12 protein-coding genes and 1 pseudogene are annotated in these 14,309 nt (G+C 61.7%); 5 read left to right on the top strand and 8 right to left on the bottom strand.

Annotated features, from left to right (window positions below; genetic code table 11):
* Positions 1 to 4: 4 nt before the first annotated feature.
* Positions 5 to 172 (bottom strand): rubredoxin, encoded by a 168-nt coding sequence (locus AB4O22_RS26060; RefSeq protein WP_003177199.1) that lies wholly within the window; start codon positions 170 to 172, stop codon positions 5 to 7.
* Between the two features lie 175 nt (positions 173 to 347).
* Here AB4O22_RS26060 and AB4O22_RS26065 point away from each other — a divergent pair, with 175 nt between their 5' ends.
* Together AB4O22_RS26065 and ubiA are read left to right on the top strand one after the other, a co-directional pair.
* Positions 348 to 911: a chorismate--pyruvate lyase family protein gene (locus AB4O22_RS26065; protein ID WP_092150700.1), complete on the top strand. Its 564-nt coding sequence runs from the start codon at positions 348 to 350 to the stop codon at positions 909 to 911.
* Complete coding sequence (gene ubiA, locus AB4O22_RS26070; RefSeq protein ID WP_460097458.1) at positions 911 to 1,801, top strand: 4-hydroxybenzoate octaprenyltransferase; 891 nt, start codon at positions 911 to 913, stop codon at positions 1,799 to 1,801. Before AB4O22_RS26065 ends, ubiA begins: the two co-directional genes overlap by 1 nt.
* Before the next feature lie 110 nt (positions 1,802 to 1,911).
* Here the strand turns inward: ubiA and AB4O22_RS26075 are convergent, their stop codons facing one another.
* Complete coding sequence (locus AB4O22_RS26075; protein WP_460097459.1) at positions 1,912 to 2,295, bottom strand: COG4315 family predicted lipoprotein; 384 nt, start codon at positions 2,293 to 2,295, stop codon at positions 1,912 to 1,914.
* 152 nt (positions 2,296 to 2,447) lie between these two features.
* Between AB4O22_RS26075 and phoB the strand changes: the two genes are divergently transcribed.
* The 3 genes from phoB to AB4O22_RS26090 all read left to right on the top strand — a co-directional run bounded on the left by phoB (position 2,448) and on the right by AB4O22_RS26090 (position 5,959).
* Positions 2,448 to 3,137: a phosphate regulon transcriptional regulator PhoB gene (gene phoB, locus AB4O22_RS26080; protein ID WP_003177195.1), complete on the top strand. Its 690-nt coding sequence runs from the start codon at positions 2,448 to 2,450 to the stop codon at positions 3,135 to 3,137.
* Positions 3,138 to 3,218: 81 nt separating this feature from the next.
* Positions 3,219 to 4,505: a phosphate regulon sensor histidine kinase PhoR gene (gene phoR, locus AB4O22_RS26085; protein WP_209311595.1), complete on the top strand. Its 1,287-nt coding sequence runs from the start codon at positions 3,219 to 3,221 to the stop codon at positions 4,503 to 4,505.
* Positions 4,506 to 4,618: 113 nt separating this feature from the next.
* Positions 4,619 to 5,959: a hemolysin family protein gene (locus AB4O22_RS26090; protein WP_003196395.1), complete on the top strand. Its 1,341-nt coding sequence runs from the start codon at positions 4,619 to 4,621 to the stop codon at positions 5,957 to 5,959.
* Between the two features lie 168 nt (positions 5,960 to 6,127).
* Here the strand turns inward: AB4O22_RS26090 and AB4O22_RS26095 are convergent, their stop codons facing one another.
* From AB4O22_RS26095 to AB4O22_RS26120, 6 genes and pseudogenes are all read right to left on the bottom strand, one after another.
* Positions 6,128 to 7,024: a peptidoglycan DD-metalloendopeptidase family protein gene (locus tag AB4O22_RS26095; protein ID WP_003196393.1), complete on the bottom strand. Its 897-nt coding sequence runs from the start codon at positions 7,022 to 7,024 to the stop codon at positions 6,128 to 6,130.
* 219 nt (positions 7,025 to 7,243) lie between these two features.
* Positions 7,244 to 8,190, bottom strand: a pseudogene (locus AB4O22_RS26100) (response regulator).
* 166 nt (positions 8,191 to 8,356) lie between these two features.
* Complete coding sequence (phoU, locus tag AB4O22_RS26105) at positions 8,357 to 9,118, bottom strand: phosphate signaling complex protein PhoU (protein ID WP_003196388.1); 762 nt, start codon at positions 9,116 to 9,118, stop codon at positions 8,357 to 8,359.
* 97 nt (positions 9,119 to 9,215) lie between these two features.
* Complete coding sequence (pstB, locus tag AB4O22_RS26110) at positions 9,216 to 10,049, bottom strand: phosphate ABC transporter ATP-binding protein PstB (RefSeq protein ID WP_003196386.1); 834 nt, start codon at positions 10,047 to 10,049, stop codon at positions 9,216 to 9,218.
* A 175-nt stretch (positions 10,050 to 10,224) separates the two neighbouring features.
* Positions 10,225 to 11,895, bottom strand: a complete 1,671-nt coding sequence (gene pstA / locus AB4O22_RS26115) for a phosphate ABC transporter permease PstA (protein WP_460097460.1) — start codon at positions 11,893 to 11,895, stop codon at positions 10,225 to 10,227.
* 15 nt (positions 11,896 to 11,910) lie between these two features.
* Positions 11,911 to 14,196, bottom strand: coding sequence for an ABC transporter permease subunit (locus AB4O22_RS26120; RefSeq protein WP_003196382.1), 2,286 nt, complete (start codon positions 14,194 to 14,196; stop codon positions 11,911 to 11,913).
* Positions 14,197 to 14,309 lie beyond the last annotated feature (113 nt).

Genomic DNA, 14,309 nt, shown 5'->3' on the forward strand with positions numbered 1-14,309 from the left:
ACGATCAGTTGATTTCGATCATTTCGAAATCCATTTTGCCGACGCCGCAGTCCGGGCACAGCCAGTCTGCCGGTACGTCCTCCCAGCGAGTGCCGGGCGCGATGCCATCGTCAGGCCAGCCGTCAGCTTCGTTGTAGATCAGGCCGCAGACGATACATTGCCACTTCTTCATTCCAGTACTTCCTCAAGATGTCGGGCCTTGGCCGGTATTTTCCGGCTCAGGGCGTTTTGTACTGATCGGTTGCGACAGATGCAAGCACGATCAGCAGGGCAGCCGGCCGGGCCAGTCAAAATCACCGACCGACATGGTAAGCTCGCGCCCTCATTTGCTGCCATTCAAGACCTCTGTGCCGCATACAAATTCGATATTTCCAACACTCCAATGGCTGCCCCAGCCCCTGCTGTCGCCTCGTCCCGATGCGGGTGTCCTCGACTGGCTGTTCGACGAAGGCTCCCTGACCCGGCGCCTCACGCGCCTGTCGGACGGCCATTTCAGCGTGACGCCGCTGTTCGAAGGCTGGCAGCCATTGCGCGCCGACGAATGCGCCGCCCTGGACCTGGCCGAGGGCAGCGAGGGCTGGGTACGCGAGGTGTACCTGCGCGGCCACGACCAGCCGTGGGTGTTCGCCCGCAGCGTGGCGGCGCGCAGCGCCTTGCAGGGTGACGGCTTGCAGATGGACGAACTGGGCAGCCGTTCCCTGGGGGAGTTGCTGTTTTGTGACCAGGCGTTCCAGCGCCGCGCCATCGAAGTTTGCCATTACCCCGACGCCGGGTTGCCGGAAGAAGTGCGCGCCAGCGGGCTGTGGGGTCGCCGTTCACGTTTCGATCGCGGTGCATTGAGCGTGCTGGTGGCGGAAATTTTCCTGCCGCGCCTGTGGACCGTCGCCCGCGCCTATTCGGAGAATTGCTGATGTATGTGCATCTGCTCAAATCCTTGAACCGCCTGAACCCGCGGGCCTGGGACTTCGTGCAACTGACCCGCATGGACAAGCCCATCGGCATCTACCTGCTGCTGTGGCCGACGTTGTGGGCGCTGTGGATTGCCGGTGAAGGCTCACCGTCCATCGCCAACGTGGTGATTTTCGTCCTCGGCGTGGTGCTGACCCGCGCCGGCGGCTGTGTGATCAATGACTGGGCCGACCGCAAGGTGGACGGCCACGTCAAGCGCACCGAGCAGCGCCCGCTGGTGAGCGGCAAGATCAGTTCAAAAGAGGCACTGGTGTTCTTCGCCGTGCTGATGAGCGTGAGCTTCCTGCTGGTGCTGTGCACCAACGCCCCGACCATCCTGCTCTCCCTTGGTGGCCTGGCACTGGCGTTCAGCTACCCGTTCATGAAGCGCTATACCTACTACCCGCAAGTGGTCCTCGGCGCGGCGTTCTCCTGGGGCATGCCGATGGCGTTCACCGCCGAAACCGGTCATCTGCCGGCCGCCGCCTGGTTGCTGTACATCGCCAACCTGCTGTGGACGGTGGGCTACGACACCTATTACGCGATGACCGACCGGGACGATGACCTGCGCATCGGCGTGAAGTCCACGGCGATCCTGTTTGGCGATGCCGACCGGGTGATCATCCTGTCGTTGCAAGGCCTGGCCTTGGGCTGCCTGCTGTTGGCCGGGGCGAAATTCCAACTGGGCGGCTGGTTCCACCTGGGGCTGGTGGCCGCTGCCGCGTGCTTCGCCTGGGAGTTCTGGTACACCCGTGACCGGGACCGGATGCGCTGCTTCAAGGCGTTCCTGCACAACCACTGGGCCGGGTTGGCGATTTTCGTGGGGATCGTGCTGGATTACGCTCTGAGGTGATTCTCAAACCTGTGGGGGCGAGCCTGTTCGCGAAAGCGTAAGTCATTCAAGGATGATGTCGGCTGACAGACGCCTTCGCGAGCAAGCTCGCTCCCACACGTGTTTAGCGATTACTTGGCCTTGGCAACTTTCCAGGCGCCATCCATTTTACCGTCGCCGGTCATGTCTCCAGCCTTCTTGTCCGCCACGAAGGTGTACAGCGGCATGCCCTGATAGGCCCACTGCATTGAGCCATCTTCACGCTTGATCACGGTCCAGTCACCCATGGATTTATCACCCGGCTCAGCCATCAGCGGTGGCCAATTGGCGGCACACTTGTCATTGCACGCCGACTTGCCGGCCGAGTCCTTGGCGAAGGTGTAAAGCGTCATGCCCTTATGGTCGGTGAACATGCCGTCCTTCTCCATCGCAGGATCGGCTGCCATCGCCAATCCAGGCAGCGTCAGGGCAGCAGCCATCAGCAGGGCTTTGAAAGAAACAGTCATTTGTTTCATGGAAACCTTCCTTTGTAGTTGTCAGGATTCGGACTGAAAAGCTTAGTCCAGGATCCCTTTCACCGCCGCACCCTGAAATAACTGTCACACGACTGCAATAATTCCGTTATCTAATGCGGCGCAAGACAGTTAAATGACAAGAGGATTACCCCATGGTTGGCAGGAGCATTCTGATCGTCGACGACGAAGCGCCCATCCGCGAGATGATCGCCGTTGCGTTGGAGATGGCCGGCTATGACTGCATGGAAGCAGAAAACTCCCAACAGGCCCACGCCATCATCGTCGACCGCAAGCCCGACCTGATCCTGCTGGACTGGATGCTGCCCGGCACGTCTGGCATCGAACTGGCAAGGCGTCTCAAGCGCGACGAGCTGACCGGTGATATTCCGATCATCATGCTCACCGCCAAGGGCGAAGAGGACAACAAGATCCAGGGCCTGGAAGTCGGCGCCGACGACTACATCACCAAGCCGTTTTCCCCACGGGAGCTGGTGGCGCGCCTCAAGGCCGTGCTGCGACGCGCCGGGCCGACCGATGGCGAAGCCCCCATCGAAGTCGGTGGCTTGCTGCTCGACCCGATCAGCCACCGCGTGACCATCGACGGCAAACCCGCCGAAATGGGCCCGACCGAATACCGCCTGCTGCAATTCTTCATGACTCACCAGGAACGCGCCTACACCCGCGGCCAACTGCTGGACCAGGTCTGGGGCGGCAACGTCTATGTCGAGGAGCGCACCGTTGACGTGCACATCCGACGCCTGCGCAAGGCCCTCGGCGATGCCTATGAAAATCTGGTACAAACCGTGCGCGGCACCGGATATCGTTTTTCGACCAAGGCCTGATCCGAGCCCTTACCGCCCGACAAAGCTGACAAGGACGCGCGTCACGTGAACCAAAACTGGCATGGCACCCTGATTCGCCACATGTTGTTGCTGGTGACCGGCTGTTTGCTGATCGGCCTGATCAGTGGTTATTACGGTTGGAGCCTGGCCGCGGGCCTGGGGCTTTACCTGGCCTGGACACTCAAGCAATTGCTGCGCCTGCATGAATGGCTGCGCCTGCACCAACCCGACGAAGCACCGCCCGACGGCTATGGCCTGTGGGGTGAGGTGTTCGACAGCATCTACCACCTGCAACGGCGCGACCAGCGCGTTCGCGGGCGCCTGCAGGCGGTGATCGACCGGGTCCAGGAGTCCACCGCAGCGCTGAAAGACGCGGTGATCATGCTCGACAGCGACGGCAACCTGGAGTGGTGGAACCGCGCCGCCGAGACCCTGCTGGGCCTCAAGACGCCACAGGACAGCGGCCAGCCGGTGACCAACCTGGTACGTCATCCGCGCTTCAAGGAATATTTCGAGCAGGCCAATTACGCCGAGCCGCTGGAGATTCCTTCGCCCACCAATGATCGGCTACGCATCCAGCTGTACATCACCCGCTATGGCAACAATGAGCACTTGATGCTGGTGCGCGACGTCACGCGTATTCATCAGCTGGAACAGATGCGCAAGGACTTCATCGCCAACGTCTCCCATGAACTGCGCACGCCGTTGACGGTGATCTGCGGCTACCTGGAAACCCTGCTCGACAACGTCGAAGAGGTGAACCCGCGCTGGAGCCGGGCCTTGCAGCAGATGCACCAGCAAAGCGGGCGCATGCAGACCCTGCTCAACGACTTGTTGCTGCTGGCGAAGCTGGAAGCCACCGATTACCCGTCGGACAACCAGCCAGTGCCCATCGACGACCTGCTGCAAACCATTGTCGAAGATGCGCAGGAACTGTCCGGTGCCAAGCAGCAGACCATCACCCTGGAAGCCGACGCGGCCGTGCAGCTCAAAGGCAGCGAGGCGGAACTGCGCAGTGCGTTTTCCAACCTGGTGTTCAACGCGGTCAAATACACGCCGGAGCAAGGCCGGATCCATGTGCGCTGGTGGGGCGATGAGCAAGGTGCGCACCTGAGCGTGCGCGATTCGGGCATTGGCATCGACAGCAAACACCTGCCGCGCCTGACCGAACGTTTCTACCGTGTCGACTCCAGCCGCAACTCCAATACCGGCGGCACCGGGCTGGGCCTGGCCATCGTCAAACACGTCCTGCTGCGCCATCGCGCCCGCATGGAAATCAGCAGCGTACCCGGCCATGGCAGCACCTTTACCTGCCATTTCGCCCCGGCCCAGGTGGTTCGCGCACGCCTCGCCCGCCCCGCTGATTGAGCACGCCCCCTAGGCAATCGCCGAGTCAGCCGCTACATTGACTGACTTGCGCCTGCCTTTTCAGGCGCTCATTTTCAATTCCTACGACTATACGGAACCCGCAAAACTCCATCATGGACCCTTCCCCTGGCTTGTCCCTCGTCACACTCTTCGCCGAATTCGGCATGATTCTTTTTGCTCTGATCCTGGTTTTGCTCAACGGTTTTTTCGTTGCGGCCGAATTCGCCATGGTCAAGCTGCGCTCGACCCGGGTCGAGGCCATTGCCGAGCAGAACGGCTGGCGCGGGCACATCCTGCGCACCGTCCATAGCCAGCTCGACGCTTACCTGTCGGCGTGCCAGCTGGGTATCACCCTGGCCTCCCTGGGCCTGGGCTGGGTCGGCGAGCCGGCGTTCGCCCACATCCTCGAGCCGTTGCTGGGCGCGGTCGGCGTGCAGGCGCCGGAAGTGATCAAGGGCGTATCGTTCTTCACCGCGTTCTTCATCATTTCGTACCTGCACATCGTGGTCGGTGAACTGGCGCCCAAATCCTGGGCCATTCGCAAACCCGAGCTGCTGTCGCTGTGGACCGCCGTGCCGCTGTACCTGTTCTACTGGGCCATGTACCCGGCGATCTACCTGCTCAACGCCAGCGCCAACGCCATTCTTCGCATCGCCGGCCAAGGCGAACCCGGCCCGCATCACGAACACCATTACAGCCGCGAAGAACTGAAGCTGATCCTGCACTCCAGCCGTGGCCAGGACCCGAGCGACCAAGGCATGCGCGTGCTGGCATCGGCCGTGGAAATGGGCGAGCTGGAAGTGGTGGACTGGGCCAACTCCCGGGAAGACCTGGTGACGCTGGAGTTCAATGCGCCGCTCAAGGAAATCCTGGCGATGTTCCGTCGCCACAAGTTCAGCCGCTATCCGGTGTATGACAGCGAGCGCCAGGAGTTCGTCGGCCTGCTGCACATCAAGGACCTGCTGCTGGAACTGGCGGCCCTGGATCACATCCCCGAGTCGTTCAACTTGGCCGAACTGACCCGGCCGCTGGAGCGCGTGTCGCGGCACATGCCGCTGTCGCAATTGCTGGAGCAGTTCCGCAAGGGCGGCTCGCACTTCGCCCTGGTCGAGGAAGCCGACGGCAATATCATCGGCTACCTGACCATGGAAGACGTGCTGGAAGTGCTGGTGGGTGACATCCAGGACGAACATCGCAAGGCCGAACGCGGCATCCTGGCCTACCAGCCGGGCAAGCTGCTGGTACGCGGCGACACGCCGCTGTTCAAGGTCGAGCGCCTGCTGGGGATCGACCTGGACCACATCGAAGCCGAAACCCTGGCCGGGTTGGTCTATGAAACCCTCAAGCGCGTACCGGAAGAGGAAGAAGTGCTGGAAGTCGAAGGCCTGCGGATCATCATCAAGAAGATGAAAGGGCCGAAGATCATTCTGGCGAAGGTGTTGATGCTCGATTGAGTGTCAGCCCGCTTTTCGGCGAGCCTGTGGCGAAGCCGTGGGAGCAAAGCTTGCTCGCGATACAGGCGACTCGATCGCTGAAAAAACCGCGTCGCCTGTATCGCGGGCAAGCCTTGCTCCCACAGATAAATCCCTCCACCACAAAAGCACTTGTGTCACGCCTCGGCGCTATTGCTTGCCCAACGCAAAGTTGGGCAAGTCGCCCACCGGTTGATTGAACTGGTAGGGAATCGACACCAGCCCCAGGCCGGTATTGCGCTGCACCACGAAATGCAGGTGCGGGCCGGAGCTGTTGCCGGTATTGCCCGACAACGCCAACGGCGTGCCCACCCCGACCCGCTGCCCTTCCCGTACGCTCACCGAACCTTTCTGCAAGTGCAGGTAGACGCCCATGGTCCCATCATCGTGCAGCACCCGCACGAAGTTGCCCGAAGGATCGTCACCGCGGCCGGTCTGCTCGTTTTCGGTCTTGATGACCACGCCGCCCCGCGCCGCGATGATCGGCGTGCCGACGGGCATGGCAATGTCCATGGCGTAGCGGTTCTTCGGGCCGTAATGACTGTACTGGCCGTTGGCACCCTGACTCAGCCGGAACGGCCCGCCACGCCACGGCAACGGGTACTGATAGGCCTGTGCCGCGCCTGCGGGGTCGCCCAGGGAGTATTCGAACCTTGGGGTATACACCAACGGCCTGCCCGGCTGCGTGGCCGTGAGCAGCGCCAGGCGCAGGTTGCTGCGCGCCGGCAGCACCCGCCGAATCGGCCGGCTCGGTGCCCCGCTCACATTACGCAGTCCGGCGAAACTCAACTCGATCTCCACTGGCGCATACAGGTCGTTGCGCACGAACACCGCATCCGCGCCGTTCTGTTTCTTGATATCGAGGAATACCTGTCGCTCCAGGCGCTCGACCATGCGGTCGCGGAACACGAACACCTGCGCGCCCTTGCTGGGGCGGTCGCTATAGGACACCACGCCATTGGCATCGGTGGATTTGTAGATCGTCATGGCCACGGCCGAGGTGGAGGCCAGGACAAGACCACAGGCAAACAGCAGGGGAGCGAGCATGGGTAAGGGTTCTGTCGAAAAATGAAGGCCTGCACAGCAGCCTAGCAGCTGGGATGGACCAGCGTAGTCGACGGATGTTTCAAAATTGGATCAGCGGTCGGTGTTGGAACTTATGGTCCCATTGCGAGCAAGCTCGCTCCCACAGGGATCTTCAGTGTTCACTGGATCGAGTGTGGGAGCGAGCTTGCTCGCGATGGCGGACTGACCGGCACCGCCGAATCAGGCGCCAGGTACGAAGTGCTTCTGCGCGGTGCCGCGAGCGATCAGGCGGGAGATGTAGTCGAGTTTCTGCGGGTCTTTGTCGACGAAGCGGAACGTCAGTTGCAACCATTCGCTGTCGGGCGTCTGCTCGTGGGCGACGATGGCGTGCAGGTAGCCGTTGAGGCGAGCGGTTTCAGCGTTGTCGCCCTGCTCCATGTCCAGCACGGCGCTTTCGAGCACTTGTGGCAGGGTGTCGGTGCGCTTGACCACCAGCAATGCTTCCTTGAGGCTCAGGGCCTTGATCACGCATTGCTGGGTGCCGCTGGACAGGCGCAACTGGCCCTGGCCACGGTTGGTCCCCGAAGCAGCGGCTACCGGTGCCTTGACGGGAGGGCTGTTGAGCAAGCCACGGGCCGGAGCCACAGCCGCGGCGGGAGCAGCGACCGGCTTGGCAAAGGATTCGCGGCAGGGGCCGAAGCAACAGCAGCAACCGGAGCCTTGCCGCCCGTCAGGGCACTGAGGGAATCATTGCCGAACGCCGAGTTCATCTTGGTCGGGGCGCTGTTCATCAGCGTGTCGAGCTTGCCGACCTTGTGCAGGGCCTGCTTGACCTTGGTCAGTAGCTGCTCGTTGGTGAACGGCTTGCTGACGTAGCCGGAAACGCCGGCCTGGATCGCCTGGACCACGTTTTCCTTGTCGCCGCGGCTGGTGACCATCACGAACGGCATGCCCTTGAGGTTGTCCTGCTGGCGGCACCAGGTCAGCAATTCCAGGCCGGACATTTCCGGCATTTCCCAATCGCACAACACCAGGTCGAACGCTTCGCGAGCCAGCAGGGCTTGGGCTTTCTTGCCGTTCACCGCGTCTTCGATGCGCACGCCCGGGAAGTAGTTGCGCAGGCACTTCTTCACCAGGTCACGAATGAACGAAGCATCGTCCACGACCAACACACTGACCTTACTCATCCAGATACACCTCTAAAAAATCCCGGCAAGCATACCGCTTTTACTGATGGCACATTGCCAAAAACCTTCAGTCACGCCGGGACTTTTCGTTCGCGGGGTGCTGCTTTCGATTAAAAAAATCCAAAAAAAAGCCCGACCAGAAGGCCGGGCGCTTTTCTTGGCAATCTTACTTATCGTCAGTTTCGCCCGGAACATTAGCGGTTTCGGACGGGGTGCCCTCAACTTCTTGCTTCATCCGCTTGAGCCCCAAATGCCGCACATCCGTGCCGCGCACCAGGTAGATGACAAGTTCCGAGATGTTGCGTGCATGATCGCCGATACGCTCCAGAGAACGCAGCACCCAGATGATGCTCAACACTCGGGAGATGGAGCGTGGGTCTTCCATCATGTAAGTCGCCAGCTCGCGCAGGGCGGTCTTGTATTCGCGGTCGATGATCTTGTCGTACTGGGCCACCGACAACGCCAGGTCGGCGTCGAAGCGGGCAAAGGCGTCCAGGGCATCGCGAACCATGTTGCGCACCTGGTCGCCAATGTGGCGAACCTCGACATAACCGCGCGGCGCCTCGCCTTCTTCGCACAACTGAATGGCACGACGGGCGATCTTGGTGGCTTCGTCGCCGATTCGCTCAAGATCGATTACCGACTTGGAGATGCTGATGATCAGGCGCAGGTCCGAAGCCGCCGGCTGACGACGGGCCAGGATACGCAGGCACTCCTCGTCGATGTTGCGCTCCATCTGGTTGATCTGATCATCGATTTCGCGCACCTGCTGGGCCAGGCCGGAGTCGGCCTCGATCAGCGCGGTCACCGCATCGTTGACCTGCTTTTCCACCAGCCCGCCCATGGCCAGCAAGTGACTGCGCACTTCCTCAAGCTCGGCGTTGAACTGTGCGGAAATGTGGTGAGTAAGGCCTTCCTTCGAAATCATCTTGTTCGCTCCGCGAAAGTTGCAAGCTTCAAGTTGCAAGCTTCAAGCAGTTAAATGTTGATCCTGATAGCGCAGTGCGCCTATGCAGCAGCCTCGACTAGCCGTAACGACCGGTGATGTAGTCTTCGGTCTGTTTCTTGGCCGGATTGGTGAACAGGGTGTCGGTGTCGCCGAACTCCACCAGTTTGCCCATGTACATGAACGCCGTGTAGTCGGAAACCCGCGCCGCCTGTTGCATGTTGTGGGTCACGATGACGATGGTGAACTTGGACTTGAGCTCGTAGATCAGTTCTTCAACTTTCAGCGTCGAGATCGGATCCAGGGCCGAGCAAGGTTCGTCGAGCAGCAGCACTTCCGGTTCCACGGCGATGGTGCGCGCAATCACCAGGCGTTGCTGTTGACCGCCGGACAGGCCCAGGGCCGAATCATGCAGGCGGTCCTTGACCTCATCCCACAACGCCGCGCCCTTGAGCGCCCATTCCACGGCTTCGTCGAGGATGCGCTTCTTGTTGATGCCCTGGATGCGCAAGCCGTAGACGACGTTCTCGTAGATGGTTTTCGGGAACGGGTTGGGCTTCTGGAACACCATGCCCACGCGACGACGCAGCTCGGCCACGTCTTCGCCCTTGCGGTAGATGTTGTTGCCGTAGAGGTTGATTTCCCCTTCGACACGGCAGCCGTCCACCAGGTCATTCATGCGGTTGAAGGTACGCAGCAAGGTTGACTTGCCGCAGCCCGACGGGCCGATGAACGCGGTGACGCGCTGTTTCGGGATGTTCAGGCTGACGTCATACAGCGCCTGCTTGTCGCCGTAGAACAGACTCAGGCCGGGCACTTCGATGGCGACGGTTTCCTGGGCCAGGTCCAGGCTCTGCTTGTCGCGGCCCAGGGCCGACATGTTGATGCCGTGTGTATGTGCTTCGTGTTGCATGGGAGGCTCCCTGTGCTAACAAATTCGGTTCGGTTGGCCACTGAGCGGCCATGCCAATCTGTGTATGTGTCTGTGTGGGAGCGAGCCTGCTCGCGATTCAGGCGACTCGGTCTGGCTTTGAACCGAGGTGACGCCATCGCGAGCAGGCTCGCTCCCACAGAAAATCAATGTGTAATCAGCTATCCAGTGCTTTGTACTTCTCGCGCAGGTGGTTACGGATCCACACCGCCGACAGGTTGAGCGTGGCGATCACCAGCACCAGCAACAGCGCCGTGGCGTACACCAGCGGTCGCGCCGCTTCGACGTTCGGGCTCTGGAAGCCCACGTCATAGATATGGAAGCCCAGGTGCATGATCTTCTGGTCCAGGTGCAGGTACGGGTAGTTGCCGTCCAGCGGCAGCGACGGCGCCAGTTTCACCACGCCCACCAGCATCAACGGCGCCACTTCACCGGCGGCACGGGCCACGGCGAGGATCATCCCGGTCATCATCGCCGGGCTCGCCATGGGCAGGACGATTTTCCACAGGGTCTCGGCCTTGGTCGCGCCGAGGGCCAGGGAGCCTTCGCGCACGGTACGCGGAATCCGCGCCAGGCCTTCCTCGGTGGCCACGATCACCACCGGCACCGCCAGCAGCGCCAGGGTCAAGGATGCCCAGAGCAGGCCCGGGGTGCCGAAGGTCGGCGCCGGCAAGGCCTCGGGGAAGAACAGCCGGTCGACCGAACCACCCAGCACGTAGACGAAGAAGCCCAAGCCAAACACACCGTAGACGATGGCTGGAACGCCGGCCAGGTTGTTCACCGCGATGCGGATCAGGCGGGTCATCGGGCCCTGGCGGGCGTATTCACGCAAATAAACCGCCGCCAGTACGCCGAACGGCGTCACGATCATCGCCATGATCAGGGTCATCATCACGGTGCCGAAAATCGCCGGGAAGATGCCGCCTTCGGTGTTGGCCTCACGAGGGTCGTCGCTGAGAAATTCCCAGACCTTGCTGAAATAGAAACCGAGCTTGGTAAACGTGCCCATGCCGTTCGGTTGATAGGCATGTACCACCTTGCCGATGCCGATCTCCACTTCCTTGCCGTTGGCATCGCGGGCAGTCAGGCTGTCGCGGTTGAATTGTGCATGCAGGTCGGACAGGCGCGCTTCGATGTCCTTGTAACGGGCATTGAGTTCGGCGCGCTCGCTTTCCAGGTCGGCTTGGGCGGCGGCATCGAGCTTGCCGTCCAGCTCCAGCTTGCGACCGTGCAGGCGGATGCGCTCCAGGCCAGCGTTGATTGCACCGATGTCGCTTTTTTCCAGGGTCTTGAGCTCGGCGGCCAACTGGTTGACCCGCTGTACGCGAGCCTGCAGTTGCGGCCAGGCGGCCTCGCCTTCGGCGATGACCTTGCCGTCTTCCTTGACGTTGACCAGGTAGCCGTAGAAGTTGCCCCACTCACGGCGCTCGATCGCCATCAGTTCCGGCGGCGTGGTCTGGTTGGTCAGCCACTCGCCGACGATCCAGGTGAAGTCAGTGCCGTTCAGGTCCCGGTTACCCACCTTGATCAGTTCGCGGGTCATGAACTCGGGGCCTTCGTCCGGCACCGGCAGGCCGGCGCTTTTCAGGCGCTCGCGCGGCACTTCTTCTTTCTGCACGACTTCGCCGACCACCAGGTGCTCAGGCATGCCCGGCACGTTGTAGTTGGCGTGGACCAGGTCCGCCGGCCAGAAGTGACCCAGGCCGCGTACAGTGATCACCGCCAGCAGGCCAATGGTCATGATGACCGCGATGGACACCGCGCCACCGCTGATCCAGACACCGGGGGCGCCGCTCTTGAACCATCCTTTCAGGGAGTTCTGTTTCACAGACTTCTACCTTTCTTAAAGCGACGAATATTTCTTGCGCAGACGCTGACGGATCAGCTCGGCGAGGGTGTTCATGACAAAGGTGAACAACAGCAGCACCAGTGCCGACAGGAACAGCACGCGGTAATGGCTGCCGCCGACTTCCGACTCGGGCATCTCCACCGCCACGTTGGCCGCCAGGGTGCGCAGGCCTTCGAACAGGTTCATTTCCATGACCGGCGTGTTACCCGTGGCCATCAGCACGATCATGGTCTCGCCCACCGCACGGCCCATGCCGATCATCAGCGCCGAGAAGATACCGGGGCTGGCGGTGAGGATGACCACGCGGGTCATGGTCTGCCACGGCGTCGCACCAAGGGCCAGGGAGCCCAGGGTCAGGCCGCGCGGCACGCTGAACACGGCGTCTTCGGCGATGGAGTAGATGTTCGGGATGACCGCGAAACCCATTGCCAGGCCGACCACCAGGGCGTTGCGCTGGTCGTAGGTGATGCCCAGGTCATGGGAGATCCACATGCGCATGTCACCGCCGAAGAACCAGGCTTCCATGTACGGGCTCATGTACAGCGAGAGCCAGCCCACGAACAGGATCACCGGGATCAGCAGGGCGCTTTCCCAGCCGTCCGGCACTCTCAGGCGAATGGATTCCGGCAGGCGGCTGAAGACGAAACCGGCGACCAGGATGCCGATTGGCACCAACATCAGCAGGCTGAAAATACCTGGCAGGTGCCCTTCGACGTACGGCGCCAGGAACAGGCCGGCGAAGAAGCCGAGGATCACCGTCGGCATCGCTTCCATCAGCTCGATCACCGGCTTGACCTTGCGGCGCATGCCCGGGGCCATGAAGTAGGCGGTGTAGATCGCTGCGGCAACCGCCAGTGGCGCCGCCAGCAGCATCGCGTAGAACGCTGCTTTCAGGGTGCCGAAGGTCAGCGGCGAAAGGCTCAGCTTGGGTTCGAAGTCGGTATTGGCGGCGGTCGATTGCCAGACGTACTTGGGTTCGTCGTAGTTTTCGTACCAGACCTTGCTCCACAACGCGCTCCACGAGACTTCCGGGTGCGGGTTGTCCAGCGTCAGCGGTTGCAGCTTGCCGCCCTGCTCCACGATCAGGCGGTTGGCCCGTGGCGACATGCCGAACAGGCCTTGGCCATCGACCACCTGGTCCACCAACAAGGTGCGGTGGGCGGTGCTGTGGAATACGCCGAGCTTGCCGGCCGCGTCCAGCGCTACGAAGCCCTTACGACGCTCTTCGGCGGTGATTTCAACGATCGGCGTGGTGCCCATCTGGAACGTACGAATCTGTTTGAAGCGCAGCTCGCCGTCCGGATCGCGGGCCATGAACCACTGCGCCAGGCCGCCCTTGGAGTCGCCGATGATCAGCGAGATTCCGCCCACCAGCTGGGTGGCGGCGGTGACTTGGGCGTCGGCGTTCTCGAGCAGTTTGTAGCGACCGTTGAGGCTCTTGTCCCGCAGGCTGAACACATCGGCCTGGGCGCGCCCGTTGACCACATACAGCCATTGCTGGCGCGGGTCGACGAAGATGTTCTTCACCGGCTCGGTCATCTGTGGCAGATCGATGCGGGTCTGCTCGCTGGTGACCTCGCCGGTCATCATGTTTTCTTCGCTGGTGATCGACAGCACTTGCAGTTGGGCACCGCTGGAACCGGCCAGCAGCAGGGTCGAATCGGTGGCGTTGAGGCTGACATGCTCCAGGGCCGCGCCCTGCTCGTTCAACACGATCGGCGTCTCGCCATAAGGGTATTCGACGGCAGGCGAGATGGTTTTCTTGCCGTCCGGGTAGCTGACCTTATAGGTGTGACGGAATACCAGGGCCTGGCCGTTGGACAGACCGATCACCACCAATGGGCTGCCAGGCTGGTCTTCGCCAATGGCGGTCACGCTGGCACCGGCCGGAATCGGCAGGTCGATACGGCGCAGTTCAGCACCACTGGTGATATCGAAAAACAGCGCCTGGCCCTTGTCGGAAACCCGCATGGCGACTTGGTTCTGCTCTTCGATGGAGATCATCAAGGGTTTGCCGGCATCTTGCATCCAGGCCGGGGTGATCGAGTCCTTGGCGGTCAGGTCCGCGCCCTGGAACAGGGGCAGCACCACATAGGCCAGGAAGAAGAAGATCAACGTAATGGCGGCCAGGACGGCGAGGCCGCCGACCAGCACGTACCAGCGGGTCAGGCGATCCTTGAGCGCGCGAATGCGGCGCTTGCGTTGCAGCTCAGGCGTATTGAAGTCAATGCGCTTGGGAGGGGAAGTCGTAGTCATTGTGGAATTGGCCAGATCATTCATGCGCACACCCTAGCGATCCTGTATGACAGAAAGATGACAATGCAGTGACGCAACAAATCCGCCGCCGAGGAAACCGGCAGCGGACAGGAATTTGGGGTTGTGGGACAGCTTGC

Source organism: Pseudomonas sp. S3_B11, assembly GCF_054667715.1.

What these genes read in the sequence shown, in the direction of transcription:
- pstB (WP_003196386.1), bottom strand. Translation starts at nt 10,049, where the DNA reads ATGCAACACGAAGCACATACACACGGCATCAACATGTCGGCCCTGGGC.
- AB4O22_RS26075 (WP_460097459.1), bottom strand. Translation starts at nt 2,295, where the DNA reads ATGAAACAAATGACTGTTTCTTTCAAAGCCCTGCTGATGGCTGCTGCC.
- AB4O22_RS26095 (WP_003196393.1), bottom strand. Translation starts at nt 7,024, where the DNA reads ATGCTCGCTCCCCTGCTGTTTGCCTGTGGTCTTGTCCTGGCCTCCACC.
- ubiA (WP_460097458.1), top strand. Translation starts at nt 911, where the DNA reads ATGTATGTGCATCTGCTCAAATCCTTGAACCGCCTGAACCCGCGGGCC.
- phoB (WP_003177195.1), top strand. Translation starts at nt 2,448, where the DNA reads ATGGTTGGCAGGAGCATTCTGATCGTCGACGACGAAGCGCCCATCCGC.
- AB4O22_RS26060 (WP_003177199.1), bottom strand. Translation starts at nt 172, where the DNA reads ATGAAGAAGTGGCAATGTATCGTCTGCGGCCTGATCTACAACGAAGCT.
- AB4O22_RS26090 (WP_003196395.1), top strand. Translation starts at nt 4,619, where the DNA reads ATGGACCCTTCCCCTGGCTTGTCCCTCGTCACACTCTTCGCCGAATTC.
- AB4O22_RS26120 (WP_003196382.1), bottom strand. Translation starts at nt 14,196, where the DNA reads ATGAATGATCTGGCCAATTCCACAATGACTACGACTTCCCCTCCCAAG.
- phoR (WP_209311595.1), top strand. Translation starts at nt 3,219, where the DNA reads ATGTTGTTGCTGGTGACCGGCTGTTTGCTGATCGGCCTGATCAGTGGT.
- phoU (WP_003196388.1), bottom strand. Translation starts at nt 9,118, where the DNA reads ATGATTTCGAAGGAAGGCCTTACTCACCACATTTCCGCACAGTTCAAC.